This is a genomic window from Myxococcus sp. AM011 (genome assembly GCF_013372595.1).
Lineage (GTDB): Bacteria > Myxococcota > Myxococcia > Myxococcales > Myxococcaceae > Myxococcus > Myxococcus eversor.
Genome location: NZ_JABXEM010000068.1, coordinates 1 through 25,709 on the forward strand (window position 1 = coordinate 1; position 25,709 = coordinate 25,709).

Sequence of the window (25,709 nt, forward strand, 5' to 3'; positions counted from 1 at the left end):
GTGGGGCAGGGTGCCGTCCGCGGGCGCCGAGGAGGACGGGCTCGCCCAGCCCTACGACGAGATTGATCGCGCCGTGCCGCTCGCGCTCGACGGCTCCACCCGGGGTTTCCTCCAGGGCGTGCTCGCGGTGGACCAGTCCCTGCGCATCAAGACGGGCGCCCTGGTCCGGGAGCCCATCCGGCTGAGAATCGGCCAGGGCTTCGACCTGACGCGGTATGTTCCGGCCGCGAACAAGCTGGGAGACCCCGAGCCGGTCCTGCGTGACACCTTCGCGCGCCTCAGCGTGAGCGCCGGCGTGCTGAACGCGGGGGGCCTGGTCCGGATGGACCCCCGGTCCGGTCGCATCACCCAGCTCAGCGCGGACTTCACCATCGACAACGGCAAGGGCACCGCGCTGTACGCCCGCTACGACGACATCCTCACCACCCGCCAGCTCGCCATTGATAGCGGCGAATCTCCCTTCGCCCAGGGGCCAGATGCCATCCGGCGCCCTCTGGATGCCCTGGTAGGCGGCGTATCCCGGGAAACGCCCGGTATCCCCTCGGCCGAGCGGGCCCAGGCACTCATCGCGGGTGCGCGTTTGAGGCTCGGATTTGGCCTCGGGGTGCGGTACGAAGCTCTGGTGCAGCCCCTTTACCAAGATCAAACAACTCAAGAGTTCAAGCCCTTCGCCCAGCAGACACTGGGCGTGTCGTATGGACCAGCGTGTGACTGCTGGCGAATCGAAGGGGTTGTGACTTTGCGGCGTGACAATCGGTTGGAATTTTCCGATGTCAATGTCAGCGTCGCCGGTGTCGGGTCGTTCGGTTCGGGCGGCTAGGAATCACCCCATGTGCATGGTGGTTCCACAAACCCCAAGCAGCCAGGAGAAGTACTTCGTGTCGGATCTCGGAAAACGAATCGGCCAGCGCATCCGCGAGCTTCGTACGCAGAGGCCGGAGCGGTGGACGCAGGAGGAGCTCGCGGAGCGGGCTCAGATCAGCGTCTCTTTCCTTTCCATGATCGAGCGTGGAGAGCGTGTGCCCCACGTGGAAACGCTCGCCGCCCTGGCCAACGCCCTCGGCGTCAGCCTTGGAGAGCTTTTCACGGGAACGGAGCAGACCCTTGCCCAGACGGAGGACCTGCTGCGTCCTCTTTCTGATTTCGCGCGCGCCCGGGGCCTCACCGCACGGGACGTGGACCGCCTGCTAGGGGTCGCCCGGGTGATGTTCAGCGGCACTGTCGCCTGAATCGCACCTTCGGGGCCCCTGGTTGGACGCAAGGGGCCCCGAGGTCTTCCTGTCCTGTCCTTGACTGGACGGTAGGTTGACCGGGAAGATGATGGAGATGCGCTGTGCGCCGCTTGCGCACAGCGCGCTTCCTTCTTCGTCAAGGAGTCGTCGCTGATGCGTCCGGGTCTGGCCTCGTTTGTGGCCTTTACGAGCATGGTGTTGTTGGCGTGCTCTTCGCCAGCTCCTGCCACGCTTGAGTTCGTGGATCAGTCTCCGGCTCGGCCGCGACTGGGAGAAATCACCACCCTGCGCTTCCGCGCGGTGGACTCGCGAGGCATGGCGCAAGCCGGCACGCAGGTGACCTTCACCCTCCAGTCACCGGTACCGGGTGTCGAGATTTCTCCCGCGGTGGGGACGACCAACCCCGGCGACGGTATCGTCTCCATGCAGGTGGTCGCCCGAGGAGGCCGCGTCGCCTCGGTGGTCGTCGTCGCGTCGGCGGGAACGGGTGCGGAGGCCAAGTCGGTCATCTCCCCGGTCATCAGCTTCGCGGGCACCGACTCCAGCTCCCGTCAGTTCACGTTCCAGTGCGGCTCGTGGTCCGGTGACGGGTCCGGTCTGCACCACGCCATTGGCGCCTGGGACGAGGCGCGCAACCTGATCGCCGGCGTGAAGGTGCGCTGCTTCGCCCACGTGGCTGATCGCAACGGCGATGGAATCGAAGGCGCGCAGGTCTCCTTCCTCACCGAGGCGGGCACCATCGGCCCCACGTCCACGACGACCACGGACGTGGTGGGCAGCGCGGAGGTCCTCTACAAGACCTCGTTCCCGCTGCCGGATGACGTGGCGCCGGGCGAGTTCTCCTGGACGCCCACCAACGACGCCACCCACACCGGCGAGTACCTGGCCCCGCTGTGGATGCAGCCCTTCCTCTGGGATCAGAGCCCGCTGGCGGCCTACAACACCCCGCCCCAGCCGTTCATCAACCGTCCGGAGCCCCAGCGCGCCGACCCCATCCGCCCGGGCATCATCAACAACCCGCGCGACAACCTGGTCGCCCTCATCGCCGTCACCACGGGCGAAGAGGCCTTCGACGACGACAACAACAACGGCCAGTGGGACACAGGCGAGGCCTTCGTGGACCTGACCGAGCCCTTCGTCGACAACAACGACAACGGCACGTGGGACCCGGGCGAGCGCTTCGTCGACACCAACGGCGATGGCCGGTGGAACGGCAAGAACGGCACCTATGACGCGTCCACGAACATCTGGGTCCAGGAGCGCATCCTCTGGACGGGTGTGCCCCATGAGTTGGACAAGGCGGACACCGTGCGGCAGATCTCCCCGGCGCCTCCGGCGACCAACGTCCACATCACCCACTTCGGCTCGGCCGGCGCCACCTTCCTGGTGTCGGACCCCTGGTACAACCACATCGCCCAGAACTCGGAGTCGGACGGCTGCACCGGCGGCGCCGAGGGGCCGGTGAAGGTCGACCCCTTCATCACCGGGCAGATTCCGCTCACGTACCCGTCGTACAGCGTGGAGCGCTACCTCATCAGCGACAAGCATGACGTCACCCAGGAGCCGCAGCCCGGGCCGTTCCCGGCGCCCGTCGTCTGGAAGACGGAAGCCACCTGCACGTACACCGCCGCCCAGCTCGAGGGGCACAAGGTGTCCGTCACCGCGCCCGTCGTGACGGGCGACGTGCTCTAGTCCGCTGTCTCGCGCGGGCCCCCCGGAGAAGTACCCATTGACCCCGGGGGCCCGCGTTCGTAGGGTCCCGCCGGCTGATTGAAGAATCAACCAGTCGGTGGAGGACGTCGTGGCCCAGAGCAAGTCGGCGGCGGACAACGGGAATCGCGAGAGCGAGCGCCGCCGGACCATCCTTCGGGCGGCCATCGACGTGTTCGCCCGGAAGGGCTATCACGGCTGCCGGATTGCTGACGTGGCGAAGGAGGCGGGAGTCGCCTACGGCCTCGTCTACCACTACTTCAAGAACAAGGATGAGTTGCTCGAGACCGTGTTCGACACGGGTTGGAGCGGCTTCGTCACGCGCGTGCGCGCGGTGGTGGAGGGGGAGGGGCCGCTTTCGGCCAAGGTGCACGGCGTGGTGGACGTGGCCTTCGAGGCGTACCGGGTGGACCCGCGCGCGGTGAAGGTCCTCATCCTGGAGATTGCCCGGAGTCCCGCGGGCTCCCGCATCAACCGGCAGACGGCCTTCGTGGACGCCATCCGCCTGAGCTCGGAGCTGTTCATCCGGGCGAAGGAGGCGGGAGAGCTGCGCGCGGACACGGACCCGCTCTTGTCCTCCGCCCTGCTGTTCGGCGCGATTGAGATGGGGCTGACGGCCTTCGTGACGGGGCTTGCGGACTCACGGGATGCGCAGGCGTTGGAGCGGGCGAAGGCGCAGATCGCCGATACCTTCCTTCATGGCGTGCTGGCGGACGCGTCGCCAGGCGCGGAGAGCGCCGCATGGAAGCCGGAGAAGCCGTCGTCGGAGAAGTCCTCTACGAAGTCCAAGGCCCCCAAGCGACCCTGACCATCAACCGGCCCAAGGCGCGCAACGCCTTGTCGCCCACGGTGGTGAAGGCGTTGATGGACGGGTTGGAGCGCGCGGATGCGGACCCCGCCGTGCGCGTGGTGGTGCTCACCGGCGCGGGCGAGAAGGTCTTCTGCGCGGGCGGAGACCTGGGGCAGATGGTGGGCGACGGGGGCTTCCTCGCCACCCACGAGGGGCGCCGCTCCTACGGCAAGCTGCTGAGCCGGTTCCAGGAGGCGCGCAAGCCCACGGTGGCGCGCGTCAACGGGCACGCGCTGGCGGGCGGCCTGGGTCTGGTGCTCGCGTGCGACCTGGCCGTCGCGGTGGAGGGCGCGGACCTGGGTACGCCTGAAATCGACGTGGGCCTGTTCCCGATGATGATGATGGCGCTCCTGCAGCGTCACGTGGGCCGCAAGCGGGCGCTGGAGCTGGTGCTGACGGGAGACCGGCTCCCCGTGCGCGACGCGCTGGCGCTGGGCCTGCTCAACCGCGTGGTGCCGCCAGCCGAGCTGGATGCCACCGTGGCGGCGCTGGCGGGGAAGCTGGCCGGCAAGAGCCAGGCGGTGCTCTCCCTGGGCCGGCGCGCCTTCTTCACGGCGGAGGACCTGCCCCTGCCCGCGGCGCTGGAGTTCCTCGCGTCGCAGCTGTCGCTCAACGTGCTGGCCGATGATGCCGGCGAGGGCGTCTCCGCGTTCATGGAGAAGCGCCCGCCGAAGTGGAACGACCGCTGACCTCGCGCGAGCGCTGTCGGGCCGAGCTCAAGGGGCCCGCGCTCAGGGGTTGTTGAGCGCGGTGTCTCCGCTGGCCACGGCGGGCGCGGTGGGCGGGAAGAAGTCCAGGCGCAGCAGCGACTCGCCGTCCACCCAGATGCCATCCACCTTCACGCCCCAGTGCAGGTGGGGGCCGGTGACGCGGCCGGTGCTGCCCACGAGGCCCAGCGCCTGCCCCTGCTGCACCTTGTCGCCCTTCTTCACCTGGATTTTCGACAGGTGGAAGTACGCGGTGAAGAGGTCTCCGCCGTGGTGCACGAGCACCGTCTTGCCGGAGGAGTAGTTGTCGCGCGCCATGACGACGGTGCCCTCGTTGCTGGCCGTCACCTGCGCGCCCGGGTCCCCGTCGATGTCCACGCCGAAGTGCTGGCTGGACAGCTTGCCGTTGAAGGTGCGCCGGTCTCCGAAGGGCGCGGTGATGCGGTCCTGCCGGGGCCAGACGAAGTTCTGCGCGAAGTGTGGCGCGCTGAAGGGCTGGGAGAACGCCACCGCGAAGGCCTTCCGGTCCGCGACGATGCGCGCCTTCACCGAGGCCGGTGGCGCCACGTACTTGCCGGACACGCGCAGCTCGCGCGACGGATAGCCCGGCTCCACCACGTCCAGGCTCCCGGTCAGCTCCAGCGGCGCGCCGCCCAGCGAGGACGGGCCCACCACCTGCGCCAGCGCGCTGCCCGGCGCCAGCTCCACCGGCAGCCCTGTCACCGCGAGGAAGCCATCCCCCCACGCGAAGAAGCGCAGCGGGCGCCCCGCGAGCGTGCCGGTGGGCATCCCCGCCATGCCCCGCACCGAGACCAACACCGGGTCGCCGGGCTTGGGCTCGGCGGCCTGGGCCTTCGCGCCAAGGGCGAGCAGAGCGAGCAGCGCGTGGGAGGGCGCGGAATTCAACCAGCGAGCGGGGTGCGGAGCCATGAGCCGTTCTTTACACCACGAAGTCCCGGACTCTTCCCAGGGCGGGAACTCGAGGTGTCGAACGGTTGCTCCTCTCCCCAGGAGCGCCCGCTGGGGTGCCTGCTCGGCCCCGCACCGCTGCCCGGTCTCCGAGCGGGCGGCGCACGCCTGACATTGTCGGCACTTGGACGTCGCAGGGGCCTGGAATCGCGGCCCGGCGGGCTGGAGAGCAGGCAGCCGACTGTCAGCCATGGCGTCAAGCCGTACCGGCGCGCCTCCAGGCTTCCTAGCTTCTGCTTGGACCCAATTACTCTTGGAGACTCGCGGATGCCTCGTCCCTATAGCTTCGACCATTTCCAGGCGCCGAAGACTCTGCCGCAGAGCCGCAGCATGCGTCGGCGGGACAAGGAGCACCTCGCTCAATCCCGTTCGCAGACCGAAGAGCTGGCGGAGCGCGAAGGAGTCCACTACGGCAAGTCCTTCTCCGAGACGGAGGAGATCTTCCACGCGCGACAGATGGAGGCGCAGTTGGAGGAGCTGGCCCGCCAGGAACCCGACGGCAAGTTCTCCCACGGCACGTCGATGCCCGCTCGCGCGGCGTCGAAGCGCGCCGCCCGCGAGGACAAGCTCCGGGAGGACAAGAACAAGAAGGTGGCGTCGAAGGGGGAGGTGGAGCCCGTCATCGGGGGCACCACGCCCATTGGCGCGCTGCCGCCCACGAGCGAGCAGCCTCCGCGCGGCCGACTGCCGGACCTCTTCGACGAAGCGGGGCGTCAGTTGCAGACGCTGCGCGGCGGACTGGGGGATGTGGCCAAGGCGGTGGCGCGGCTGGCGGCGCTGCCCTTCGAGGCGGTCCGCCTGGCGGCGCGGCGCCTCAATCCCCTCCACGGTTAGCCGCGCTCCGTGGAGCTGACGCTCGTCAGTTACAACATCCACAGCGGCATCGGGACGGACGGCCGGTTCGACCTGGGCCGCGTGGGTGAGGTGCTCCGGGAAGTCGGAGCGGACATCGTCGCGCTCCAGGAGGTGGGTGACTTCCGTGCGCGCACCTCGCGTGAGGACCAGCCCGAACACCTGGCGGACATGCTCGGGATGCACATGGCCTTTGGCCCCAACGTGGTGCGCAACGGCCGGCGCTACGGCAACGCCGTCCTCACGCGGCTGCCCATCCTCCACTCGAAGAACTACGACTTGAGCGTGGGGCGGCGCGAGCCTCGGGGCGCGCTGCGATGCGATCTGGACCTGGGCGGGGGACAGCAGCTCCATGTCTTCTCTCTCCACCTGGGCTTGCGGGTGTCGGAGCGCAGGCGTCAGGAGGCGTTGCTCCTGGGCTCGGACATCCTCCGGGACGCCGTGCGCAAGGACCCGGCCGTGGTGTGCGGGGACTTCAACTACTGGGGCAACGGCGCGGTGCCTTCGCTGGTGCGCCAGGCCATCCACGACGCGGCGCTGGAGCTGGGGACGCCTGCTCGGACCTACCCCACGCGGTGGCCCGTGCTGCGGTTGGACCGCATCTACGTGGATTCGGGCGTCAAGCCGCTCGCCATCCACCCTCACCGGACGGAGCGCAGCCGCATTGCATCCGACCACCTGCCGCTCGTCCTGCGCTTCACGGCGCCCATCGCCCAGACGACGTCTCCCCTCTCTCCACCGGTGGAGCTCATCGGGTAGCGTGGGGGACCGGCGGGCGCGTTGACTGGCCGACGCTTGCGAACGCCGGACAGAAACGCCGGGATGAGGTTGTCCCGGAGGGCAGGGGTGCCTAGGTTGGCGCCACTTCTGTAAGGACGTGAGCGCCGGCCGGAGAGTGAATGCACGTGGGGAGCGAACAGACGGAGCGTGGCCTGGCCGCGCTCGTCGGCCGCATGGCGGACAGCTTCAGCCGGCTGGTGACGCAGCATCTCCAGTTGGCACGCCTGGAGCTCGCGGAGGACCTGAAGGCCACGGGCATGAACGTGGCGATGATCGCCGCCTTCGTGCCCTTCATCCTGGTGGGGTACGCCTTCGCGTGCGGCGCGCTCGCGGCGGTGCTGTCCGCGTACCTGGGGTGGGCTGGAGCGCTCGGCGCGGTGTCGTTGCTCAACCTGGTGGCGGGTGGTGGTGGTATCGCCTGGGCGATGCAACGGCTGAAGGCGCGGAAGATGATGGATGACTCAACGGATGAGCTGTCGAGGAGCATGGCGGCCCTGGGGGCACCGGCCCCTGTGAAGGAACTTTCGAATGGGCGCTAGCAATGGACATCCGAAGACGGCGGGGCCCCGCACCAGCGCGACCCTGCGTCAGGATATCGAGCGGACGCGCGAGGAGCTGGCCACGTCGGTGAGCGCGCTGCGCGAGGAGGTGGCGGTCGCCGCCGACTGGCGCGAGTGGGTGCGCCGCCATCCGCACGAGTGCGTGGCCGCGGCCTTCGCGGTGGGCTTCCTCTTGGGCTCGCGTCGCTGAACGCGGGCCGATGACTTCGTGGTTTCACCTTTTGACTGAACCGAGGAGAAGACCTTCATGGACATGAATCCGCAGCAGGTGGCCGACCGGGCCCGTCAGCTCCAGGACCGCGTGGTGCCCCAGATTGATGAGGCGCGGCAGAACCTGGTGGACATGAACAACCGCGTGGTGAGCTTCATCCGCGCCAATCCCGGCACGTGCCTGTTGGGCGCGGTGGCCGTGGGCTTCCTTGTTGGACGCATCGCCTCGCGTCGCTGAAGAGAGGGTACTCATGACGAACTATCCAGGGGCTTCAGGCAACGGCAACCCTTCGTCCCGTGAGCAGGGCTCGGACGCCGGGTTCGGCCAACGGGTGGACCAGATTGGCTCGGAGGCGCAGCAGCTCTGGAGCGATGCGAGGGGCGCGGTGGGTGACCTGGGACAGACGTTGGATTTGCGGGGCCGCGTGGAGCGCAATCCGTACGGGATGCTGGCGGCCGCGATTGGCGTGGGCTACGTGCTGGGTGGCGGGCTCTTCACGCCGTTGACCGCGCGCATCCTCAAGCTGGGCGTGCGGCTGGCGGCGCTGCCCTTGGTGAAGGACGAACTGTTGGGCATGGCCGAGACGGCCTTCCAGGGTTATCAGACGGGGCGGAGCGTGATGGGCTCGCCCGCGCGGGAAGGCTCCGCGTCGGCGGATGCGTCCGTCGCCGGGACTCCGCGCCCGCCGTCCTACTAGCGTTTCGCTGTCTCATCTCCCCACGACGTAACAGCCTGGTTGGAGTCACGAATGAACCTGAACTCCCTGAAGAAGATGGACAAGGACGACCTGCTCAACCTCATCGGTCTGGAGAGCCGTCGCAGCGCGGCGGAGGACGTGTTGCCGGTGCTGGGCGCGTTCGCGGCGGGCATCCTGGTCGGCGCGGGCCTGGGCCTGCTGCTGGCCCCGAAGCCGGGCAACCAGCTCCGGGATGACCTCAAGCAGCGGCTGCAGAGCGGCCAGGAGTACCTGACGAACACGCTGGGCAAGGGCGAGACGACGCCTTCCCAGGGCGCGCAGTCGCCCGTGTCCCGCACGGCGTAGTGTCCGAGCGCACCGCGCGGACCTTGTCGTGATGTGAGGGCCTCCATCCGTGTGCCGCGAGTCGGCGTCGGGTGGGGGCCTTCGTGTTTCTGGAGCGCGAGGGGCCGAGCGGGCCTCGGGCCTGGCGTCGACGCGTGAAACCCCGCTTCGGGCAGGGTGTAGACTCCGCCGCCGTGAGTGAGACGACGAAGGGTGGGGTGTTGGGGCCCGTGAGCGCGGCGACGGGGCCGGAGACGGCGCTGGCGCGGCTGCGGGCGTTGGAGACGCTCGAGTCGGGTTATGAGGCGTGGCTGGAGCTGAAGGGAGAGCACGCGGCCTCCGTCGCGCGGTTCCGCGAGGAGCGGGAGCGGTTGGATCAACAGGGCTCCTTCCTGTTGGGCGCCGTGCGCGCGGCGGGCCTGGAGCCGACGGCGTCCACGGAGCCGGGGCTGGTGCCCGCATCGGCGTCAGCGGGGGACTTCCTGCGCGATGCCGAGGAGAAGCTGGCGAAGACGCGCGAGGCGCTCGCGGCGCGTGAGGCGGAGTCCGAGGCGGGCTACTCGGCGGCCTTCGCGGAGATTCGCTCCACGCTGAAGGACCGGGTGCAGCGACACCTGGCGGTGCAGCGTCCGCGTCTGACGTTGCTCTTGCGCCGCGTGGGAGCGGAGCGCTCCATCCTCCATGTCGAGCGCGTGTCGGGTGACACGCCCGTGCTGCTGTGCCTGCTCTTCTCGGGGAGGATTCCGTCGCGGTACGGGTTCCTCCTGGATGACTCCACGGAGGACGTGGCCCTGCCACCCGCGCCGCTCTATCCCGACGAGGGGGTGGCTCCCTCGGATGTGAGGCCGGATGCCTCCGCGTTGGTGGCGCGCGTGCGCGACGCGGGGGAGGTGCTTCCGGTGAAGGGCATGTTGCCGTTGGCCGTGCCGCGCCCGGGAGGAGGGGAGGACTTCTTCCGACTCCTCCAGCGCGGAGCCGTGCTCGAGGTGGAGCTGGCGGAGGGGGCGACGTTCCGTAATGTCCTCGGTCGCGAGGAGTCCGAGCGCTTCGCGGGGCACCTGTTGCGCCTCAAGCTGGCGGGGCGCATCGACCTGGATATCGAAGCGGGCTGAGTGAGCGCTACCGATCGAGCGTCGAGCCAACCATCCCTGGTGGCCGTTGTTGCTGGTGGGCGCCGGTGCGTGGGTGCTTCGCCTCGCGGACTTCTTTCCGTTGGTTGAGGTCCGTGGACCGCGACGAGGGTGTCTACTCCAGCGCGGCGGCGCTCCTGCCCCAGGGAGTGTCGCCCTCTCGCGACGACTCTCCTGGCAGAGCGGCGGTGCTGGCTCCGCTGGCGCCCAGGACGGCCTCTTGTAGAGACGCTGTCCCTGGCGCGCGCCTTCACGACCTCCGGAAGCAGGGGCCCGGCTCAGCCCCTGTTCAGGTCGCCCATCGATAGCCCCGCCATGCACGTGAGCCCGCGCCGAGGCGCCACCGTGCGCGGCTCAGTTCGTCCGGATGATGCCCACGTCGGCGGTGCCCGCGAGCAGCGCGCTGCCGATGAACAGGTTGTCGGACTCCGCGCCGCCCAGCCGCACGGCCTGGAAGATGACCAGGTACGTCTGATTGGCCCTGGGGAAGGCCGTGCCCGGAATCGTCACCTGCGCCTCGCGGAATGAGCCCGGCACCGCGACGAGCTGGAGGAACTCCAGGGGCGTGGTGGGCATGTTCGAGTACGTCGGCTGGCCCTTCTCTCCATCGGAGCTGAGCGGCACCACGGTGACGAAGCCCAGCGTGCGCTCCTTGCCGCCCGAAGCCGCGGCCCGGTCGAACGTCAGTGACGTCCCGGAGGCGTGGCGCAGGAACCCTTCCGCGGGGTGGAACTTGCCGATGGCCTCCTGGATGGGCGCATCTTCGACCTGTCCCACGTAGCGGGTGCCGTTGCGCGAGGCGATGAACTGATACGTGGCGCCGGACTGGTACGCCAGGCCCGGGTCGCTCCCGCCCACGTTGGTGCGGCTGTAGCTGCCCGAGCCGTCCTCCGTCAGTGCCGTGGCGGTTCCTCCCGTGGGCTGCAACGTCGCCGTGGCGCCGGACACCCCCGAGGGTTGCGAGTTCTCGCCAGACTTCGTGCCGAAGAACACCAGGGCCGCCGTCTGCGCGGGCAGCGAGATGACGTCGCCGCCATCCGGACTGAACGTCCCAGCGTCGAAGCCCGCGAGCGCCGAGGCGGAGATCTCCACCTCTGGCGTGGCCAGGAGGGTGCCCACCATGACGTGGTCGGCGGTGAGCTGGGCCCCCGTCTTCTCCAGGTCGCACGCCAGGGGAGCAAGGAAGAGAGCAGTCACGGAGGCGGACAGGAGGAGGCGTTTCATCGGGTGGACCCAGGGTGCGGCGAGTCCGCCGAGCATAGCAGGCACGCGCGACAAGCCCCGCGCACTGGGGCTTCTCGGGGTATCCTGCGGGCACTCGTGCAAGGACACCGCGTTCACTCCGCGAGCCGGCGCTTCTTCAAGCGGCTCGGCTTCTCCCTGGCCATGGCCGCATTCTTCGGCTGTGTGCTGGGGATCCTCGTGTATCTGCGGGCCCCCCAGCCGGCGGCCCCGAGAGGGGACTCGCCCACGTGGGTGCCCTCGGGCGTCGTGGAGATGGCGCAGGCCTGGCTCGAAGGGCTGGAGCGGCGCACCTACGACTGGCGCGTGCTGGAGCTCGGGGCTCGCTCGGAGCGGCCGGATGAGGCCGTCGTCGTGGCCATCGACGAGGAGACCCTCGCCGAGGCGCGTCAGGATGACCGCCCTGGCATCGCCACCCAGCCCTGGCCCCGGCAGCTCGTGGGCGCCATGGCGCACCGGCTGGTGGAGGAGGGCGCGCTGCTGGTGCTGTTGGACCTGCCGTTCCCCGAGCTGAGCCCCAACGCATGCGTCAACCCGAAGCTGTCACCCGGCGCCATCTCCAGCGACGACGCCTCGTTCCGCGAGTTCCTGGAGCGGGACTCGGGCAAGGCGCTCCTGTCCTTCTCCTGGGAGTCGCAGGGCTCACGGGTGCTGCCTCCCGCGAGTCGCCTCTGGCCCTATCGGGTGAAGGTGGGCACGTTCCCCAGCTCCGCCGAGGCGCGCGCGAGGGCGCAGGCGGTGCTCGCCGTGCAGCGCCCCGCCTTCGTCATCCCCGCGGGAAGTCAGGTGGAGGTCTGGGGCGGTGCCTCGGACGAGGCGGATGGGAAGGAGCTGGGGACGCGGCTGGGCTCGCCCGGGGCCGCCATCGCCGAGCGCCGTGCCACGGACGACACGTACCGCATCGGCCCCACGGAACTGTTCATCTCGCTGGCGGAGGTGCAGGTCGAGGGGATTGACCCCGCGAAGCTGGTGGAGGTGCGCCAGCTCCAGCATCCGGTGGCGCCGCTGATGGGCGGTGGCTCGGGCTATGGGGCCGTCACCCTGACGGCGGACCCGGATGGCGTGGTGCGCGGAATCCCCCATCTGGTGGCGTATCCAGCACGGGATGGGCGCCACGTGCTGCCGTCGCTCCCGCTCGCGGCGGCCATGCGGCTGGCCAACACGCGCACGCTTCGCTACGTGGATGGCCGGCTGCACGTGGGGGATGCGTATTCGGTGCCGATGGATGCGTCGGGCTACAGCCTGATGCGCTGGGACGCGCCGACGGCGGGGCGGGGCTCTCGCGGCTCGCTGGCGCGCTCGATTCGCGCGTGGAACGTGCTGCTCAATGTCTTCGACGTGGCGGATGAGCGCCCCGCGCGCTTCGACAACGACCTGGAGGGCCGCACCGTCGTCCTCACGCGCACGGCGGGCGAGTCCGGCCACCTGCGGCACACGCCCATTGGCCTGGAGACTCCGGGGGGCGCGATTCTGGGGCAGGCGCTGGCCAACATCCTGCGCTCCGAGGGCATCTCCCGGGCCCCCGCGGATTACGACTTGGGGCTGACGGTGGGGCTCGCGTTCCTGGGGGCCTTCCTCGCGCTGTCGCTGAGCTTCCTCTTGCGCTCGCTGCGGGGCGCGCTGCTCTACGTGAGTGGACTGGCGCTCGCGGGTGCGGGCTACACGGCGGCGGTCTTCTACGTGTTCATCGAGCAGCGGCTCTGGGTGGCGATGGCGGGGCCGCTGTTGGCCATGGTGGGGGCCTTCGCCGTCACCACCGTCTACGCCTTCCGCAACGAGCAGCAGATTCGCGACTTCGTGCAGACGGCGCTGGGCCGCTACGTCAGCCCCGAGGTCGCCCGGTTGGTGACGCGGGACTTGAGCCTGATGCGCCCCGAGCGACGCCGGATGTCCGTGTACATCTGCGACATCGAGGGCTTCACGCGCCTGTCGGAGGGCATGACGCCCGAGCAGCTCGTGGGCCTGTTCAACGAGTACCTCCTGGAGATGGCGGCGGTGGTGCGCTCCACGGCCGGGCAGGTGGACAAGTACATCGGCGACTCGGTGATGGCGTTCTGGGGCGCGCCCGTGCGCACGGAGCGCCATGCGCACCTGGCCTGCGAGGCCGCGTTGAAGCTGCGCGCGGTGCTGGCGGAGAAGCAGGACGCCTGGGAGAAGAAGTTCGGCCGCCGCTTGAGCTTCCGCGCCGGCGTGGACACGGGCGAAGTCGTGGTCGGCGACATGGGCAGCGAGCTGAAGTCCAACTACACCGTGCTCGGTGACGCGGTGGGCATGGCCGCCCGACTGGAGTCGCTGAACAAGGTGTACGGCACCTATGTGCTGGTGGGGGATGGCACCGCGTCGCTCGCGGGCGACAACTACGTGTTCCGCGTGGTGGACCGGGTGAGGCTCAAGGGACGCGCGGAGCCGCTGCGCGTGCACGAGCTGATGGGACGGAAGGGTGACATCACCGGCCCGCAGCAGGAGCAGCTCGCGATGCACGAGAAGGCCCTCACCGCGTACCACCAGCGCCGCTTCGCGGAGGCACATGCCCTCTTCGAGCGCTCCGCCACCGACTTCAAGGACCCCGTCTCCGCCGTGTACGCGGCGCGATGTGCCCGCTTCATCGTCACGCCGCCACCCGCGGAGTGGGACGGAGTGCACGGCGTGGATGAGGGTGAGCACATCGCTGTCGCGGCGTGACGCTCGTGTCCGCGCGCCTCAGCCGTCGTCGGGGTCCGGCGTATCCGGCTGGCCGAAGAGTTCGCGCACGGGCGCATCGTTCGCGATGTGCTCATTGACGACGCGGCGCATCTTCTCGGGCGTCATCTCCGAGTAGTACACCTCGCCGTCCCAGCCCATGAGCTGGAAGTCCTCGGGTGACAGCGGGTCCCTCTTGCGGCCCGTGTCCTCGCGGACCACCACGTTGGGCCCCATGTGGCAGAAGCCGTAGCAGCCGCCCCGGTACAGCTCGCAGCGCGGCACCAGGCGCTGCTCGGAGAGCGCGTCCCGAGCGGCGGCATGCACACCGTCCGCGCCGCCGGCCTTGCAGGTCGACCCTTTGCACACGGACAAGCGGTAGCGCTTCATCGCCAAGACACCACCCACCCTACGGAGTCCACACCCCGAGCGAAAGCAGCCGACCTCCAACATCGTGAGCCAGGCCGCGGTCCACACCCTCCCGGGGGCGGAAGCCCGGACGCCAGTCGCCAGGGCCATTGAAGAGCTGCAACGTCATCACCCGCACCCCGAAATGAGACCGGCCCGCCTACCGCTCGAGGAGCGGGGAGGCGGGCCGGTCTGCTTCACATCCGTACGCGCGGGGCGCGGGGATGGATCTACTTGAGGAACTTCGTCACCTGGATGGGGCCCTGCTGCGTCACCACGGTCTGCCCGTGAGCGACGACGGCCTTGCTGTGCCCGCCGTGATTGTCATGCCCCGCGCCCAGCTGCGGCGTCTTGAGCTGCACCAGGCCCTCGCCAATGCGCGTGTGGGCCTCCTTGTGCGTGTGGTGCGGCTCCTCGGAGCCCTCGCGCTTGTTCCACGGGTCCGAGGGGTGCGAGACGGCCGGCCCCTTCAAGAGCTTCGGGATGTCGTAGACGAAGTTCTGCCGCGTGTACTCGGAGGGCGTGTGCATGTACGTGTCCATGCGGATGGCGTCCTTCGGGCACGCGTCCACGCACAGGCCACACACGATGCAGCGCAGCTCGTCGATGACGAACTGGGTGGGGTACTTCTCGATGACGCGCGACTCGCCGTCAGCGTCCGTCTCCTCGTACTCACCCGCCTCGATGTAGATGCACTGCGCCGGGCAGATGGTCGCGCACATGTAGCAGGCCACGCAGCGCGGCTTGCCGTCCTCGCGCGGAACCAGCCGGTGCAGACCGCGGTAGCCCTCCGGGTAGATGGGCTTCTCCTCGGGGTACTCGACCGTCGTCATCAGGCTGGAGCCCGTGCGGTCCTGCACCTGCGTGTTCGTGTCACGCGTGCCGAAGAGGTTGCGGAAGAAGTGCTTGGTCGTGATGGCCAGACCGTGCAGCAGCCCCGGGATGTACATCCGCTCCCGGATGTCCGTGCGGGGGTCCTGGGTGACCTTGGTAACCTTGATGGCCATGATGGTGTCTCGATTCCCGGTGCCCTAGGGCCTAGTGCGTAGACGCCGCGCTGGCGTGGGACGGCACCCCATGCGCGTCGTGCCCGTGGTCATGGCCATGGGCTCCATGCGCGCCGTGCGCACCGCCCTCCGCCGCTTCTGCCTTCTTCGTCATCGTCAGCACCACCACCACGCCAATCTCCAGCATGCCCACCACCGCGAGCGCCCGCAGGGACGGATCCCACAGCACCAGCGCGCCGGTGACGAACACGTTCACCAGGCCCAGCGGCAGGAGGATCTTCCAGCCCAGCGTCTGGATCTGGTCGTAGCGGAAGCGGGGGAAGGTCCAACGAATCACCAGCTGCACCCAGATGAGGAAGACCACCTTCACCCAGAACACGGTGCCGAGGATGGTCCCGTACAGCCAGCCGTGCTCCTGCATCAGCGGCTGGTTCGCCAGCCACTCGTTGCCGACGGGCAGGTGGTGGCCGCCGAAGAACAGCGCCGTCGTCACACCGGCCAGCACCACGACCTCCACGAACTCGGAGATCATGAACATGCCGAACTTCATGCCGGAGTACTCCACGAAGTAGCCGATGATCTCCGACTCGCCTTCTGGCACGTCGAAGGGCGCGCGCTTGGTCTCCGCGAAGGACGCGGCGAAGAAGCCGATGAAGCCGATGGGCTGCAGGATGAAGCCCCAGGCCGGAATGCCGAGGTCGAACGCGCCATCCGTGCGCCACAGGTACTGCGCCTGGCCCGTGGCCTGCGCCCCGGCGAGGCCCAGGTCTCCGACGAGCGCGGGCAGCTGCAGCGAGGAGAACGCCATGAACAGGCCCACCAGCGACAGGCCCAGCGCCACCTCGTACGAAATCATCTGCGAGGACGCGCGCACGCCGCCCAGCAGCGCGAACTTGTTGTTGGAGGACCAGCCCGCCAGCGCCGTGCCGTAGACGGCCAGGGACGCAATCGCGAGCAGGTACAGCACGCCGAAGTCGGGCGTCGCCACCACCATGTCCACGTGGTGGCCGAACACCGTCACTGAAGGGCCGGCGGGCACCACGGCGAACAGCGCGAACACCGGCGCGAAGGCGAGGATGGGGCCCAGCTTGAACAGGAACCGGTTCGCGGTGCCGGGGATGAAGTCCTCCTTCGTCAGCATCTTCAGCACGTCCGTGAGGATGTGCGGGATGCCGGCGAGGGAGCGGTTGCGCAGGCCGGGCAGGTCGATGCGCGCGCGGTTGGGACCCACGCGGTCCTGCATCAGCGCGCTCCACTTGCGCTCGGCGAGCGTGAGGAGCGTGGCGATGATCATCACGAAGACGAGCATCAGGAAGATGATGTTCGACAGCCGGCTCGCACCCGGGAAGAGGTACTTCTCGGCCAGGCCGGCCACGGCATACGCCGCCGCGGAGACACCCGCGAGGGTCGCGACGATGAAGCCCGTCGCGAAGAGGACAGTCAGTACGCGCTTCATCGCTAGATACCCCTCACCCGGGGAGAACCGAACTCACGGTAGCCCGGAGGACGCCCGTCAGCGCCCGTGGGCAGCGGATTGATACCCGGCTTCTCCCGGTCCGGCGGAGAGGCCTTGTCCCAGTTGAACTCGGCGAACTCGGCCACCTTGCCGGACAGCTCGCGCCACACGTCGCGCGCGGAGGTCCAGGCCGGCGCCTCGCCGCCCACCTCGCGCGTCAGCTCCGCGGCCCACTTCCAGCCCGGAATCACGTCGCCCTTGGGAGGGTACGCCTTGCGGAAGCGCTGGGTGATGCCGTCCATCTGTGTGAAGGAGCCCTCGTCCTCGACGTGAATCGAGGCGGGCAGGAGCACCGTCGCCTGTGCCGTCACCGGCGACTCGTTCTTCTCCTGCACCACGAAGACGTCCAGCTTGGAGGCCGCCTGCGCGAAGGCCGCCACGTCGCCCGGCACCTCGGTGCCGATGGCGTAGAGCGCCTTGACGCTTCCCTTGTCCAGGGCGGTGGTGAGCGCCTCGAAGGTCTCCACCTTCAGGCCCAGGCCCTTGGCGATCCACTCCAGGCCCTTCCTGTTGGGGTTCTTGTCCGCCGTCTTCAGGAAGTGGTCCGACTTGCCCGCCGGACGACCGCCCACGTAGACGGTGGAGATGCCCAGCGTGGCCTTCGCGAAGGTGAGGCCCGCCAGCAGCTCCTCGTTGGAGGACACCGGCGAGGCGAGCACCGCGAGCTTGCCACTGCCCACCAGCGGCTTGAGCGCCTTGGCGGCGGCCTGCGCGGCCTCCTTGCGCGTCACCACCGGCACGGCCTCGGCGGCCTGACCCGTGGCGCGGCCAATCCTCGCCTGGAGCACGCGGCCCAGGTTGAAGGACTTGTACATGAGCCGGCCCTGGTCACACATCCAGCTCTTGTTGATCTCCTCGTTCTCGCGAGGACGGATGCGGTAGGTGTCCTGCGACATCCAGTCCGCGTACGTGTTGCAGCCCTTCGCGCAGCCCGTGCAGATGGACGGGGTGGCGGAGAGGAACCACGCGCGCGCCTTGAAGCGGAAGTCGCGGCTGAGCAGCGCGCCCACCGGGCAGACGTCCACGGTGTTCATCGAGTAGTCGCTGTCCAGCTCGTTGCCCGGGAACACGTCGATGCGCTCGTGGCTGCCGCGGCCGAACACGCCGAGCTGCGGCTCCTTGGCCACTTCGTTCATCACGCGCACGCAGCGGGTGCACATGATGCAGCGCTCCTGGTCCAACACGACGCGCGGCCCCAGCACCTTGCGCTTGTTCTTCAGGGCCTTGCCGCCCTCCAGGCGCGAGGGGCGGTAGTCGTACTTCATGTAGTAGTCCTGCAGCTTGCACTCACCGGCCTGGTCGCAGATGGAGCAGTCGACCGGGTGGTTGAGCAGCAGGAACTCCATCACCGAGCGCTGCTGCTCCTTCACCTTGGGCGTCGTCGTCTTCACGACGACACCTTCGGCGAGCGGCGTCTGGCACGCGGGCACCATCTTGGGCGCGTTGGACGCCTCGATGAGGCAGATGCGGCAGTTGGCCGCGATGGAGAGGCGCGGGTGGTAGCAGTAGTACGGAATCTCCGAGCCGACCGTCTTGGCCGCCTCGATCATGTTCGTCCCCGGCTTCACGACGACTTCCTTGCCGTCGATGGTGCAGGTGACGAAGCCCGGGTTCTTCGGCGCGGGCTTGGGCGGCGGTCCCGGAGGGGCGGCGGCCTTGGGCGGAGGCGTGACGCTGCTGGCCGCCGCGGGAGGCGTGTCCATCTTCGGACCGGCCGGAGGGTTGGAGGGCTCGGGACCGATCTTCGCCGCGGGGGTGTCCGTGGGCGCGCCCTTGGGGGGCGGCTGCGCGTCACCGGTCGGCTTCTTCGTGTCGTCGTTGCTCACTGCTCGACCTCGCCGCCAATCATGTTGATGGTGTCAAACGTGGGGATGAGGTCCGCCAGCATCTTCCCCTCGATGATATGGGGCACCGCCGCGAGCACCGGGAAGCCCGGGGCGCGCACATGGACCTTGTACGGACGACCGCGACCGTCGCTCACCAGGTACCAACCCAGCTCGCCGTTCGAGGCCTCGGTCGCGTCGTAGCACTCGCCGGGCGGCACCTGGATGCCCTCCATGACGAGCTTGAAGTGCGCCATCACGCCCTCGATGGTGCCGTAGACCTCCGGCTTGGGAGGCAGGGCGATGCGCCAGTCATCCACGATGATGGGGCCGGCGGGGATGGTCTCCAACGCCTGGCGGATGATGCTGATGGACTGACGCATCTCCTCCATGCGGACGAGGTAGCGGTCGTAGTTGTCGCCGTGCTCGCCCACCGCGACGCTGAAGTTGAAGCGCTCGTAGACCCAGTACGGGTGCGCCTTGCGCAGGTCGTGGTCGATGCCGCACGCGCGCAGCGCCGGGCCCGTCCAGCCGTAGTCGATGGCGTCCTCGGCGGAGATGACGCCGGTGTTCTTGGTGCGGTCCACGAAGATGCGGTTGCGCGTGAGCAACCCGTCCATCTCCACCAGCAGCTCTTCCGTGCGGGTGAGCGTCTTGTGGACCTTGTCCGCCCAGCCTTCCGGCAGGTCGCGGTTGATGCCACCCACGCGGCCGAAGCTGGTGGTGAGGCGCGCGCCGGTCAGCTCCGTGACGCGGTCCTGGATGAGCTCGCGGGCCTCCATGCCGTAGAGGAACGGCGCGAAGCCGCCCATCTCCAGGCCGGTGGCGCCCACGCACGTCAGGTGGTCCGTCAGCCGGTGCAGCTCGCTGCCGATGACGCGGATGTACTGGGCGCGCTCCGGAATCTCCAGGCCGATGAGCTTCTCCACGGCGTTGAGGAAACCGAAGTTGTTCATCATCGCGGACAGGTAGTTGAGCCGGTCCGTGTACGGCAGGCACTGCGTCCAGGTGACGTTCTCGCAGCTCTTCTGGAAGCCGCGGTGCAGGAAGCCGATTTCAGGGTCGATCTTGACGATGGTCTCGCCGTCCAGCTCCACCTTCAGCCGCACGGTGCCGTGCGTGGCCGGGTGGGACGGGCCCATGTTGATGACCATGTGCTTGCTTTGGAGGTGAGCCTCCAGCTCCGAGCCCTCCGGCGGCAGCGAGCCGTCGGTGTCCGGATTGTGGCCCTTCGCATCAAACGTGTGGCTGTCGGCCATGGTGTCGTCCTCAGGAGTGCCCGCTGGTGCCGGGACCGCGGAAGATGTCCTTGATGGGGCGCTCAGGGATGAGCGGCTGCCTGTCTCGCAGCGCGTAGTCCTTGCGCAGCGGGTGGCCCTGGAACTCGTCGTACAGGAGGATGCGGCGCAGGTCCGGGTGGCCCTCGAAGCGGATGCCGTAGAAGTCGAAGGTCAGGCGCTCCCACCAGTTGGCGCCCCGGTACAGCGTCGCCAGCGAGGGGATGACGGGCTGATGCTCGCTCACGCGCACCTTGAGCCGCACGTGCTCATGGCGCTTGAACGAGTACAGGAAGTAGACGACCTCGAAGCGAGGGTCGCTCTCCGCCAGGTGCAGCCGGTCCACGCCGTCGATGGAGCCGAAGAGCTTGAACTCCAGCTCCGCGTCGTTCTTGAGGAACGCGGCGACCTTCGGGAGCGAGTCGGGATGGATCACGGCCCAGGCGCCACCGGCCCGGTCCACATAACGCTCCACCACCGCCTCGGGAAAGTGGGCGGAGACCCTGTCCAACGCGAAAGTGCTCAAGGGGGACCCAATGACTGAGGGAGAAGAATCCGCGGCTTTATAAGGAGCCCAGAAGGGGGGCGTCAACGTAAACCCTCAACCATGTAGGCCACTTAGGAAGCCCAGAAGCCCGCGTTGCGCACGCGGCGTCCGAGCGGGCACGTGGATCTCCGTCCAGGAGGAATTCAAGCCGCCGAGCCCGGGGTGCTGACGAGCGAGGGGGCCCGCGGCAGGGGGACGAAGGTGGCCACCGGCCGGCTCTTGCCGGGCACCAGCGCCTGGGTGATGGCCTCCCAGTGGAAGAGGGGGCCCACCTGCTCCCGGGTGGCCTCCGAGACGAGCACCGGGACGCCCACCCGCTTGGTCAGCCCCTCAATCCGGCTGGCCAGGTTCACCGTGTCGCCAATAGCCGTGTAGTCCAGGCGCCGGGCCGTGGAGCCGATGTTGCCCAGGATGACGGGGCCAGTGTGCACGCCGACCCCCATCCGGATGGCCGGGGCTCCCTGGAGGGCCCGCTCCGCGTTGAAGGACTCCAGCTCCTTCACCATGTCCAGGGCGCACCACACCGCGCGGGTGGCGTGCTCGGCGTCCGCCAGCGGGGCGCCGAAGTACACCATCAGTGCGTCCCCGATGAACTTGTCGAGCGTTCCTCCGTGGCGGAATACCACCTCCACCATCCGGCCATAGTAGGCGTTGAGGAGCTTGACGACCTCGCCCGGAGGGAGGCGCTCGCTCATCCCGGTGAAGTCGCGGATGTCGGCGAAGAGGACGGTGACTTCGCGCAGCTCGGGTTCGGGGGAGGCCAGGCGCTGGAGGCGCTCGGCGACGGCGGGGGCGAAGTAGCGGCCCAGGCGGGCGCGCTTGAGCTCCTCTTCTGAAACGGCGGCGGAGAGGGCGCGGATGCGGTTGAGCAGGTGGCGGGCGCCCGCGGCGGCCACGGAGAGCATGACGACGGAGGCCAGCTGGGCGCCGATGCCGATGCCGGCCTGGTGCTGGAGGGCCATCTCCGCGACGGCTGCGAAGGCGGTGACGACGAGCGTCACCGTGTTGCGCAAGGAGAGCGCCGCGAGGATGACCAGCACCGCGAAGATGCCGAGCGTGAAGCCGGCGACGCCTCCGGGGGAGGGGGACACCGGAATCGCCTGGCTCTGGAGCCAGTACACCGCGGGCACGTCGATGAAGGCCACGGACATGCCGGCCCAGCGCACCGCGCGCGGTGAGCGGGCCACGGCCACCCACACCGCGGCGGTGCAGAGCCAGTAGATGGAGAGGGGGCGGAGGTACTCGAGCCAGTCCGGCTTGCCCGCGCCCAGGCCCAGGCAGGCCGACATCACGAGCATGACGGAGACGGCGACGAAGCGAATCCTCGACATCTGGCGCGCGTTGCGTCGGCGCTCGTCGTCGAGGGCCCGGTTCACCGAGTCCTGGATGCCTTCTGGCGCGTTGGACCTCAGGGCCTCACCCCCCATCCCAGGCTCCACCCTTCCGCTGCACGCGCATCTTGCCCCGTCTCGACGGCGCTCGCACCTTCCGGGTCGGAAAGGCTCCTGTCCTCGCGAGCGTGTCGCGTTGCGGTATACACGGGGACGCATGGCTGAGCCCGTTCCCCCTCATCCGTTCCGTTCGCTCGGTTGGCGCCTCGTGCTGGGCGCGGGCCTGGGACTGGTGTTGTTCGCCGTGGAGTCCTGGCTGCTCTTGCGCTCGGGACTGGTCGGCGTGGACATCAACGTGGACGGGCCCTACGCGGCGCTGTCGGCGGCGGTACGGCCGATTCTGCCCGGCCTGCTGCTGCGCGTCGCGGCCGTCTACGTGGTGGCGGGAGGCGTGCTCGCGGGCGTGGCCTGGGGCCTGGCTCGCATCTGGGGACGGAGTGGGGTGGGGGCGACGGTGCTGGGCTGGTGCGTGCTCGCGCTGCTGCTGGCGTGGGACCGGGCCATCGCCCGCCCGGCCCTCTTCGATGACCTGCCCGCGGTGCGTCCGTTGCTGGCGTGGCTCGTGGACCATGGCGCGCCGTGGCATCCGCGCGCGGTAGCGGTGGGGCTGGCGCTGGTGCATGCCGCGGCGCTCCTGGCCCGGCTTCCGACGTGGAGGCGGCGGCTCCAGGCGGGCACGGGGCTCCTGGCCGGAGTGGTGGTGCTGTTCGTCGCGGGGCGCATGGTGGGCGGCGGGACGGATGACACGAAGCCTCCGCTGGTGGTGCTCATCGGCATCGATGCCTTCCGACCAGACCGGCTGCGGACGCTGGGCGGTACAGGTGAGGTGGCGCCTCACGTGGACCGCTTCGTCGCGGACTCCACGCTCTTCACCCGCGCGTACACGCCGGTGGCGCAGACGGAACCCGCGTGGCGCTCGCTGCTCACCGCGCGCTGGCCGCACGAGACGGGCGTGCGTTACGCGCTGACGTCCGAGTCGCGCATGAAGCTCCAGCCCACCTTCCCGGAGTCCTTCGCGCGGGCGGGGTGGCGCACGGTGTTCGCGACGGATTGCTCACGCTTCCACGCGGAGGGGCCGTCCTCGGGTTTCGCCACCCGGTTGCAACCACCACGCGGCGCGGTGAACTTCCTCCTGGAGAAGCTGCGCTACCGCGCGCTCGGCGTCTTCGCGGACCACTCCGTCGGTGCCGCGTGGGTGCCGGAGTTCATCGACAACCGTGCGCTGGCCGGCATCCATGACCCCATGGGCTACGCGGAGCGACTCACCGACACGCTCCTGGACGAGGCGAGCCAGGGCCCCACGCTGTTCGCCTTCCACGCCACCGCCGCGCACTTTCCGGGCGACCCCGTCCATCCCTTCTACCGGCGCTTCGTGTCGCCGTCCGAGCCCCTGGAGCGACGGCTGCGGATGCACTTCGCGCCGGTGTCTCCAGGCGCGAAGGGCGGGTGGAGTCGCGACGGGGCGGAGGCGCTCTACGACGAGCTGATCGCCCAGGCGGACGCGCAGGTGGGCATGCTGCTGGACGCGCTGCGACGCTCGGGGCGCTACGACGACGCGCTCATCGTCCTCATCTCGGACCACGGCGAGAGCTTCCACGAGGACAGGCCGGACCTCGCGGGCGCCACCCCCGTGCATGGCGCGCGGCTGACCGAGCTGGAGAACCGCATCCTGTTCGCGGTGAAACCTCCCAAGGGGCGCTTCACCGCGCCCGCCACCTCGGACGCGCTGGTGCGACTGGTGGACGTGGGGCCCACGCTGCTGGAGCTGTCGAGCCTACCGGCGCTGACGGATGTCGCTGGCGTGTCGTTGGCGCCGCACTTGCGCGGTGAGTCGCCGCCGCCGCTGAACCTGTACGCGGAGACGGGCTTCACGCATGTCTCGCCGGAGGTGTTCGACGCGGGGCACTGGCCCGGCGCGCCGCGTGCGTTCGACGCGTACCGCATCCGCCCGGACGGAGTGGTGGAGCTGGGTGACGCGGCGCACGAGGCCGTGGTGCTGGAGAAGGACCGGGGCGCGTTCGACGGGGAGCGCTGGTGGGTGGACCGTCCCCAGGCGGATGGCACCTTGCTGCGGGTGTGCTCGGGTGACTGTGAAGGGCTGGACGCGCTGTCGCTGGAGTCGTGGCTGGACACGGTGCGAGGACGGACGCCGGAAGGGGACTCGCGTAAGGTCGCCGGCCATGTCGACGACTCCAGACGCCCCGTCTCTCCAGGAACAGTACGCCCCCCACAACAGATGCTTCGGCTGCGGCCCGGCCAACACCCAGGGCCTGCGCATCCGCAGCCGCGCGGAGGGTGACCTCGTCGTCGCCGACTGGACGCCCTCCGAGCATCACCAGGCGTTTCCCGGCGTGCTCAACGGCGGCATCATCGGCGCGCTGCTGGACTGTCACTGCAACTGGACGGCGGCCTGGCACCTGATGAAGGCGCAGGGCGCGTCCTCGCCGCCGTGCACCGTGACGGCCGACTACTCCATCACCCTCAAGCGCCCCACGCCCATGTCAGGGCCGGTGCGGCTGGAGGCGAAGCCGGTGGAAATCAAAGGCGACCGCGCCATCATCGAGGGCACCCTCACCGCCGGAGGCAAGGTGACCGCGCTGTGCCGGGGCACCTTCGTCGCGGTGAAGGAAGGCCACCCCGCGTACCACCGCTGGTGACGGTGGAAACACCCGGGGCCCCGACGCCACCCCTGGGAAGGGGAGGCACGCGGGGCCCCGGGAGGACAGCGGAGACTCGAGGACTACTTGCCCATGGAGATGAGCAGGTCGTGCCGGGCGGCCGTCTGGTTGGGCTGCTCGCGGTCGGCGATGCGGTGGACCTGGTTGGCGATCTTGTCCTGGAGGAGCATGAGCCCGTCCAGCACCTGCTCCGGGCGGGGCGGGCAGCCGGGGATGTAGACGTCCACCGGGAGGATGCGGTCGATGCCCTGGAGCACCGCGTAGTTGTCGTAGAAGCCGCCCGAGGACGCGCACACGCCGAAGGACACGACCCACTTGGGCTCGGTCATCTGCTCGTAGACGCGCTTGAGGATGGGGGCCTGCTTCAGGTTGATGGTGCCCACCACCATCAGCAAGTCCGCCTGACGCGGCGAGAAGCGGGGGAACTCGGCGCCGAAGCGCGCGATGTCGTGACGGCTGGCCGCCACGGACATGTACTCCATGCCGCAGCAGGCGGTGGCGTACGGATAGGTGAACAGCGAGTACTTGCGGGCCCAACCCAGGCCCTTGGAGACCATGCGCTGGAAGAAGCCCATGGCCTCGTCGCGGCGGGTCGTCAGCACTGGAGCGATGTCCGAATCAGCCATGATGTCTCAGCTCTCCCAATCCAGGGCGCCCTTTTTCCAGACGTAGATGAGGCCCACCACCAAGGTCACCGCGAAGACCAGCATCTCCACGTACCCGAACCAACCGAGCGCCTGGAAGTTCACCGCCCACGGGTACATGAACACGGCTTCCACGTCGAACACGATGAACAACAACGCGACGACGTAGAACTTCACGGCGAAGCGCTGGCGTGCCGGGCCGCTCGACTCGGAGCCGGCCTCGAACGGAGTGGACTTGATGGCGCTCGGGCGACTGGGGCCCAGCAGCGAGGTGATGAAAGGAATCGCGACGCCCATGATGCCGGCCAACAGCAGCACCACCGCCAGGGGCAGGTAGGGCGAGAGGGGAGAGGGAGTCATCGCGCGCGGAACCTAATGACACCGGCCTCGCCATGTCAAAGGGAAAGTCCCCCTGCTCGGCGTCGCAACCCCTTGAGATGACGATGAAAAGCAGGGCTTGTCCACGCAGGCGGCG

General features: G+C 69.1%; 26 protein-coding genes and 1 pseudogene. 16 read left to right on the forward strand and 11 right to left on the reverse strand.

What is annotated here, in order from left to right:
- The 5 genes and pseudogenes from HUW62_RS16345 to HUW62_RS16365 all read left to right on the forward strand — a co-directional run.
- A pseudogene (locus tag HUW62_RS16345) lies at positions 1 to 820 on the forward strand (LPS-assembly protein LptD); the annotation flags it as partial.
- Positions 821 to 878: 58 nt separating this feature from the next.
- A complete protein-coding gene (locus HUW62_RS16350) occupies positions 879 to 1,229 on the forward strand; it encodes a helix-turn-helix domain-containing protein (protein ID WP_015348690.1) in 351 nt (116 codons plus the stop codon).
- 156 nt (positions 1,230 to 1,385) lie between these two features.
- Entirely contained in the window at positions 1,386 to 2,924 is a 1,539-nt protein-coding gene (locus tag HUW62_RS16355) for a hypothetical protein (RefSeq protein ID WP_163868456.1), read from the forward strand.
- A gap of 109 nt (positions 2,925 to 3,033) precedes the next feature.
- Positions 3,034 to 3,750, forward strand: a complete 717-nt coding sequence (locus HUW62_RS16360; RefSeq protein WP_176434990.1) for a TetR/AcrR family transcriptional regulator — start codon at positions 3,034 to 3,036, stop codon at positions 3,748 to 3,750.
- The gene (locus tag HUW62_RS16365) at positions 3,684 to 4,481 is read left to right on the forward strand and encodes an enoyl-CoA hydratase/isomerase family protein (protein ID WP_163868458.1); all 798 of its coding nucleotides are present in this window, start codon (positions 3,684 to 3,686) and stop codon (positions 4,479 to 4,481) included. The genes HUW62_RS16360 and HUW62_RS16365 overlap by 67 nt, the downstream gene beginning before the upstream one ends.
- A 42-nt stretch (positions 4,482 to 4,523) precedes the next feature.
- Here HUW62_RS16365 and HUW62_RS16370 read toward each other — a convergent pair whose 3' ends face one another.
- Positions 4,524 to 5,429, reverse strand: coding sequence for a M23 family metallopeptidase (locus HUW62_RS16370; protein ID WP_176434991.1), 906 nt, complete (start codon positions 5,427 to 5,429; stop codon positions 4,524 to 4,526).
- Positions 5,430 to 5,735: 306 nt separating this feature from the next.
- On the opposite strand from HUW62_RS16370, the gene HUW62_RS16375 reads away from it, so the two are divergent.
- The 8 genes from HUW62_RS16375 (at position 5,736) to HUW62_RS16410 (ending at position 10,004) form a co-directional block, all read left to right on the forward strand.
- Positions 5,736 to 6,302 (forward strand): hypothetical protein, encoded by a 567-nt coding sequence (locus HUW62_RS16375; protein WP_176434992.1) that lies wholly within the window; start codon positions 5,736 to 5,738, stop codon positions 6,300 to 6,302.
- A 9-nt stretch (positions 6,303 to 6,311) separates the two neighbouring features.
- A complete protein-coding gene (locus HUW62_RS16380; RefSeq protein WP_163868461.1) occupies positions 6,312 to 7,079 on the forward strand; it encodes an endonuclease/exonuclease/phosphatase family protein in 768 nt (255 codons plus the stop codon).
- Positions 7,080 to 7,219: 140 nt separating this feature from the next.
- Complete coding sequence (locus tag HUW62_RS16385; RefSeq protein ID WP_163868462.1) at positions 7,220 to 7,639, forward strand: phage holin family protein; 420 nt, start codon at positions 7,220 to 7,222, stop codon at positions 7,637 to 7,639.
- The gene (locus HUW62_RS16390; protein ID WP_163868463.1) at positions 7,629 to 7,850 is read left to right on the forward strand and encodes a DUF3618 domain-containing protein; all 222 of its coding nucleotides are present in this window, start codon (positions 7,629 to 7,631) and stop codon (positions 7,848 to 7,850) included. Before HUW62_RS16385 ends, HUW62_RS16390 begins: the two co-directional genes overlap by 11 nt.
- Before the next feature lie 57 nt (positions 7,851 to 7,907).
- The gene (locus HUW62_RS16395) at positions 7,908 to 8,108 is read left to right on the forward strand and encodes a hypothetical protein (RefSeq protein WP_141648728.1); all 201 of its coding nucleotides are present in this window, start codon (positions 7,908 to 7,910) and stop codon (positions 8,106 to 8,108) included.
- A 13-nt stretch (positions 8,109 to 8,121) separates the two neighbouring features.
- Positions 8,122 to 8,568, forward strand: coding sequence for a hypothetical protein (locus HUW62_RS16400; RefSeq protein ID WP_163868464.1), 447 nt, complete (start codon positions 8,122 to 8,124; stop codon positions 8,566 to 8,568).
- Between the two features lie 51 nt (positions 8,569 to 8,619).
- A complete protein-coding gene (locus HUW62_RS16405) occupies positions 8,620 to 8,913 on the forward strand; it encodes a YtxH domain-containing protein (protein WP_163868465.1) in 294 nt (97 codons plus the stop codon).
- Positions 8,914 to 9,086: 173 nt separating this feature from the next.
- The gene (locus HUW62_RS16410) at positions 9,087 to 10,004 is read left to right on the forward strand and encodes a hypothetical protein (RefSeq protein WP_176435005.1); all 918 of its coding nucleotides are present in this window, start codon (positions 9,087 to 9,089) and stop codon (positions 10,002 to 10,004) included.
- Positions 10,005 to 10,376: 372 nt separating this feature from the next.
- Here the strand turns inward: HUW62_RS16410 and HUW62_RS16415 are convergent, their stop codons facing one another.
- Positions 10,377 to 11,246: a hypothetical protein gene (locus HUW62_RS16415; protein WP_176434993.1), complete on the reverse strand. Its 870-nt coding sequence runs from the start codon at positions 11,244 to 11,246 to the stop codon at positions 10,377 to 10,379.
- Positions 11,247 to 11,408: 162 nt separating this feature from the next.
- Between HUW62_RS16415 and HUW62_RS16420 the strand changes: the two genes are divergently transcribed.
- Positions 11,409 to 13,946: an adenylate/guanylate cyclase domain-containing protein gene (locus HUW62_RS16420; RefSeq protein WP_176435006.1), complete on the forward strand. Its 2,538-nt coding sequence runs from the start codon at positions 11,409 to 11,411 to the stop codon at positions 13,944 to 13,946.
- A gap of 18 nt (positions 13,947 to 13,964) precedes the next feature.
- Here the strand turns inward: HUW62_RS16420 and HUW62_RS16425 are convergent, their stop codons facing one another.
- From HUW62_RS16425 to HUW62_RS16455, 7 genes are all read right to left on the reverse strand, one after another.
- Complete coding sequence (locus HUW62_RS16425; RefSeq protein WP_176434994.1) at positions 13,965 to 14,333, reverse strand: ferredoxin; 369 nt, start codon at positions 14,331 to 14,333, stop codon at positions 13,965 to 13,967.
- A gap of 248 nt (positions 14,334 to 14,581) precedes the next feature.
- Positions 14,582 to 15,358, reverse strand: coding sequence for an NADH-quinone oxidoreductase subunit I (locus tag HUW62_RS16430; RefSeq protein WP_163868468.1), 777 nt, complete (start codon positions 15,356 to 15,358; stop codon positions 14,582 to 14,584).
- A gap of 31 nt (positions 15,359 to 15,389) precedes the next feature.
- Positions 15,390 to 16,814 carry a complex I subunit 1 family protein gene (locus HUW62_RS16435; RefSeq protein ID WP_176434995.1) on the reverse strand — a complete coding sequence of 475 codons (1,425 nt, stop codon included), beginning with the start codon at positions 16,812 to 16,814 and terminating at the stop codon, positions 15,390 to 15,392.
- 2 nt (positions 16,815 to 16,816) lie between these two features.
- On the reverse strand, positions 16,817 to 18,700 hold the full coding sequence (locus HUW62_RS16440) for a 2Fe-2S iron-sulfur cluster-binding protein (protein ID WP_163868470.1): 1,884 nt from the start codon (positions 18,698 to 18,700) through the stop codon (positions 16,817 to 16,819).
- Positions 18,697 to 19,956 (reverse strand): NADH dehydrogenase (quinone) subunit D, encoded by a 1,260-nt coding sequence (gene nuoD / locus HUW62_RS16445; RefSeq protein WP_141648282.1) that lies wholly within the window; start codon positions 19,954 to 19,956, stop codon positions 18,697 to 18,699. The genes HUW62_RS16440 and nuoD overlap by 4 nt, the downstream gene beginning before the upstream one ends.
- A 10-nt stretch (positions 19,957 to 19,966) precedes the next feature.
- A complete protein-coding gene (locus HUW62_RS16450; RefSeq protein ID WP_163868511.1) occupies positions 19,967 to 20,485 on the reverse strand; it encodes an NADH-quinone oxidoreductase subunit C in 519 nt (172 codons plus the stop codon).
- Between the two features lie 179 nt (positions 20,486 to 20,664).
- On the reverse strand, positions 20,665 to 21,948 hold the full coding sequence (locus HUW62_RS16455) for an adenylate/guanylate cyclase domain-containing protein (protein ID WP_176434996.1): 1,284 nt from the start codon (positions 21,946 to 21,948) through the stop codon (positions 20,665 to 20,667).
- Between the two features lie 121 nt (positions 21,949 to 22,069).
- On the opposite strand from HUW62_RS16455, the gene HUW62_RS16460 reads away from it, so the two are divergent.
- Both HUW62_RS16460 and HUW62_RS48785 read left to right on the forward strand, forming a co-directional pair.
- On the forward strand, positions 22,070 to 24,211 hold the full coding sequence (locus tag HUW62_RS16460; protein WP_176434997.1) for a sulfatase-like hydrolase/transferase: 2,142 nt from the start codon (positions 22,070 to 22,072) through the stop codon (positions 24,209 to 24,211).
- A gap of 52 nt (positions 24,212 to 24,263) precedes the next feature.
- A complete protein-coding gene (locus HUW62_RS48785; protein WP_368670425.1) occupies positions 24,264 to 24,569 on the forward strand; it encodes a PaaI family thioesterase in 306 nt (101 codons plus the stop codon).
- 83 nt (positions 24,570 to 24,652) lie between these two features.
- Here HUW62_RS48785 and HUW62_RS16470 read toward each other — a convergent pair whose 3' ends face one another.
- Entirely contained in the window at positions 24,653 to 25,216 is a 564-nt protein-coding gene (locus HUW62_RS16470; protein ID WP_141642903.1) for an NADH-quinone oxidoreductase subunit B, read from the reverse strand.
- Between the two features lie 6 nt (positions 25,217 to 25,222).
- Positions 25,223 to 25,594 carry an NADH-quinone oxidoreductase subunit A gene (locus HUW62_RS16475; RefSeq protein ID WP_141642904.1) on the reverse strand — a complete coding sequence of 124 codons (372 nt, stop codon included), beginning with the start codon at positions 25,592 to 25,594 and terminating at the stop codon, positions 25,223 to 25,225.
- Positions 25,595 to 25,709: the final 115 nt, after the last annotated feature.

Coding starts and splice junctions, on each gene's coding strand:
- HUW62_RS16355 (WP_163868456.1), top strand. CDS start 1,386: ATGCGTCCGGGTCTGGCCTCGTTTGTGGCCTTTACGAGCATGGTGTTG.
- HUW62_RS16365 (WP_163868458.1), top strand. CDS start 3,684: ATGGAAGCCGGAGAAGCCGTCGTCGGAGAAGTCCTCTACGAAGTCCAA.
- HUW62_RS16370 (WP_176434991.1), bottom strand. CDS start 5,429: ATGGCTCCGCACCCCGCTCGCTGGTTGAATTCCGCGCCCTCCCACGCG.
- HUW62_RS16375 (WP_176434992.1), top strand. CDS start 5,736: ATGCCTCGTCCCTATAGCTTCGACCATTTCCAGGCGCCGAAGACTCTG.
- HUW62_RS16385 (WP_163868462.1), top strand. CDS start 7,220: ATGCACGTGGGGAGCGAACAGACGGAGCGTGGCCTGGCCGCGCTCGTC.
- HUW62_RS16390 (WP_163868463.1), top strand. CDS start 7,629: ATGGGCGCTAGCAATGGACATCCGAAGACGGCGGGGCCCCGCACCAGC.
- HUW62_RS16395 (WP_141648728.1), top strand. CDS start 7,908: ATGGACATGAATCCGCAGCAGGTGGCCGACCGGGCCCGTCAGCTCCAG.
- HUW62_RS16400 (WP_163868464.1), top strand. CDS start 8,122: ATGACGAACTATCCAGGGGCTTCAGGCAACGGCAACCCTTCGTCCCGT.
- HUW62_RS16405 (WP_163868465.1), top strand. CDS start 8,620: ATGAACCTGAACTCCCTGAAGAAGATGGACAAGGACGACCTGCTCAAC.
- HUW62_RS16415 (WP_176434993.1), bottom strand. CDS start 11,246: ATGAAACGCCTCCTCCTGTCCGCCTCCGTGACTGCTCTCTTCCTTGCT.
- HUW62_RS16420 (WP_176435006.1), top strand. CDS start 11,409: ATGGCCGCATTCTTCGGCTGTGTGCTGGGGATCCTCGTGTATCTGCGG.
- HUW62_RS16425 (WP_176434994.1), bottom strand. CDS start 14,333: ATGAAGCGCTACCGCTTGTCCGTGTGCAAAGGGTCGACCTGCAAGGCC.
- HUW62_RS16430 (WP_163868468.1), bottom strand. CDS start 15,358: ATGGCCATCAAGGTTACCAAGGTCACCCAGGACCCCCGCACGGACATC.
- HUW62_RS16435 (WP_176434995.1), bottom strand. CDS start 16,814: ATGAAGCGCGTACTGACTGTCCTCTTCGCGACGGGCTTCATCGTCGCG.
- nuoD (WP_141648282.1), bottom strand. CDS start 19,956: ATGGCCGACAGCCACACGTTTGATGCGAAGGGCCACAATCCGGACACC.
- HUW62_RS16455 (WP_176434996.1), bottom strand. CDS start 21,948: ATGGGGGGTGAGGCCCTGAGGTCCAACGCGCCAGAAGGCATCCAGGAC.
- HUW62_RS16460 (WP_176434997.1), top strand. CDS start 22,070: ATGGCTGAGCCCGTTCCCCCTCATCCGTTCCGTTCGCTCGGTTGGCGC.
- HUW62_RS16470 (WP_141642903.1), bottom strand. CDS start 25,216: ATGGCTGATTCGGACATCGCTCCAGTGCTGACGACCCGCCGCGACGAG.
- HUW62_RS16475 (WP_141642904.1), bottom strand. CDS start 25,594: ATGACTCCCTCTCCCCTCTCGCCCTACCTGCCCCTGGCGGTGGTGCTG.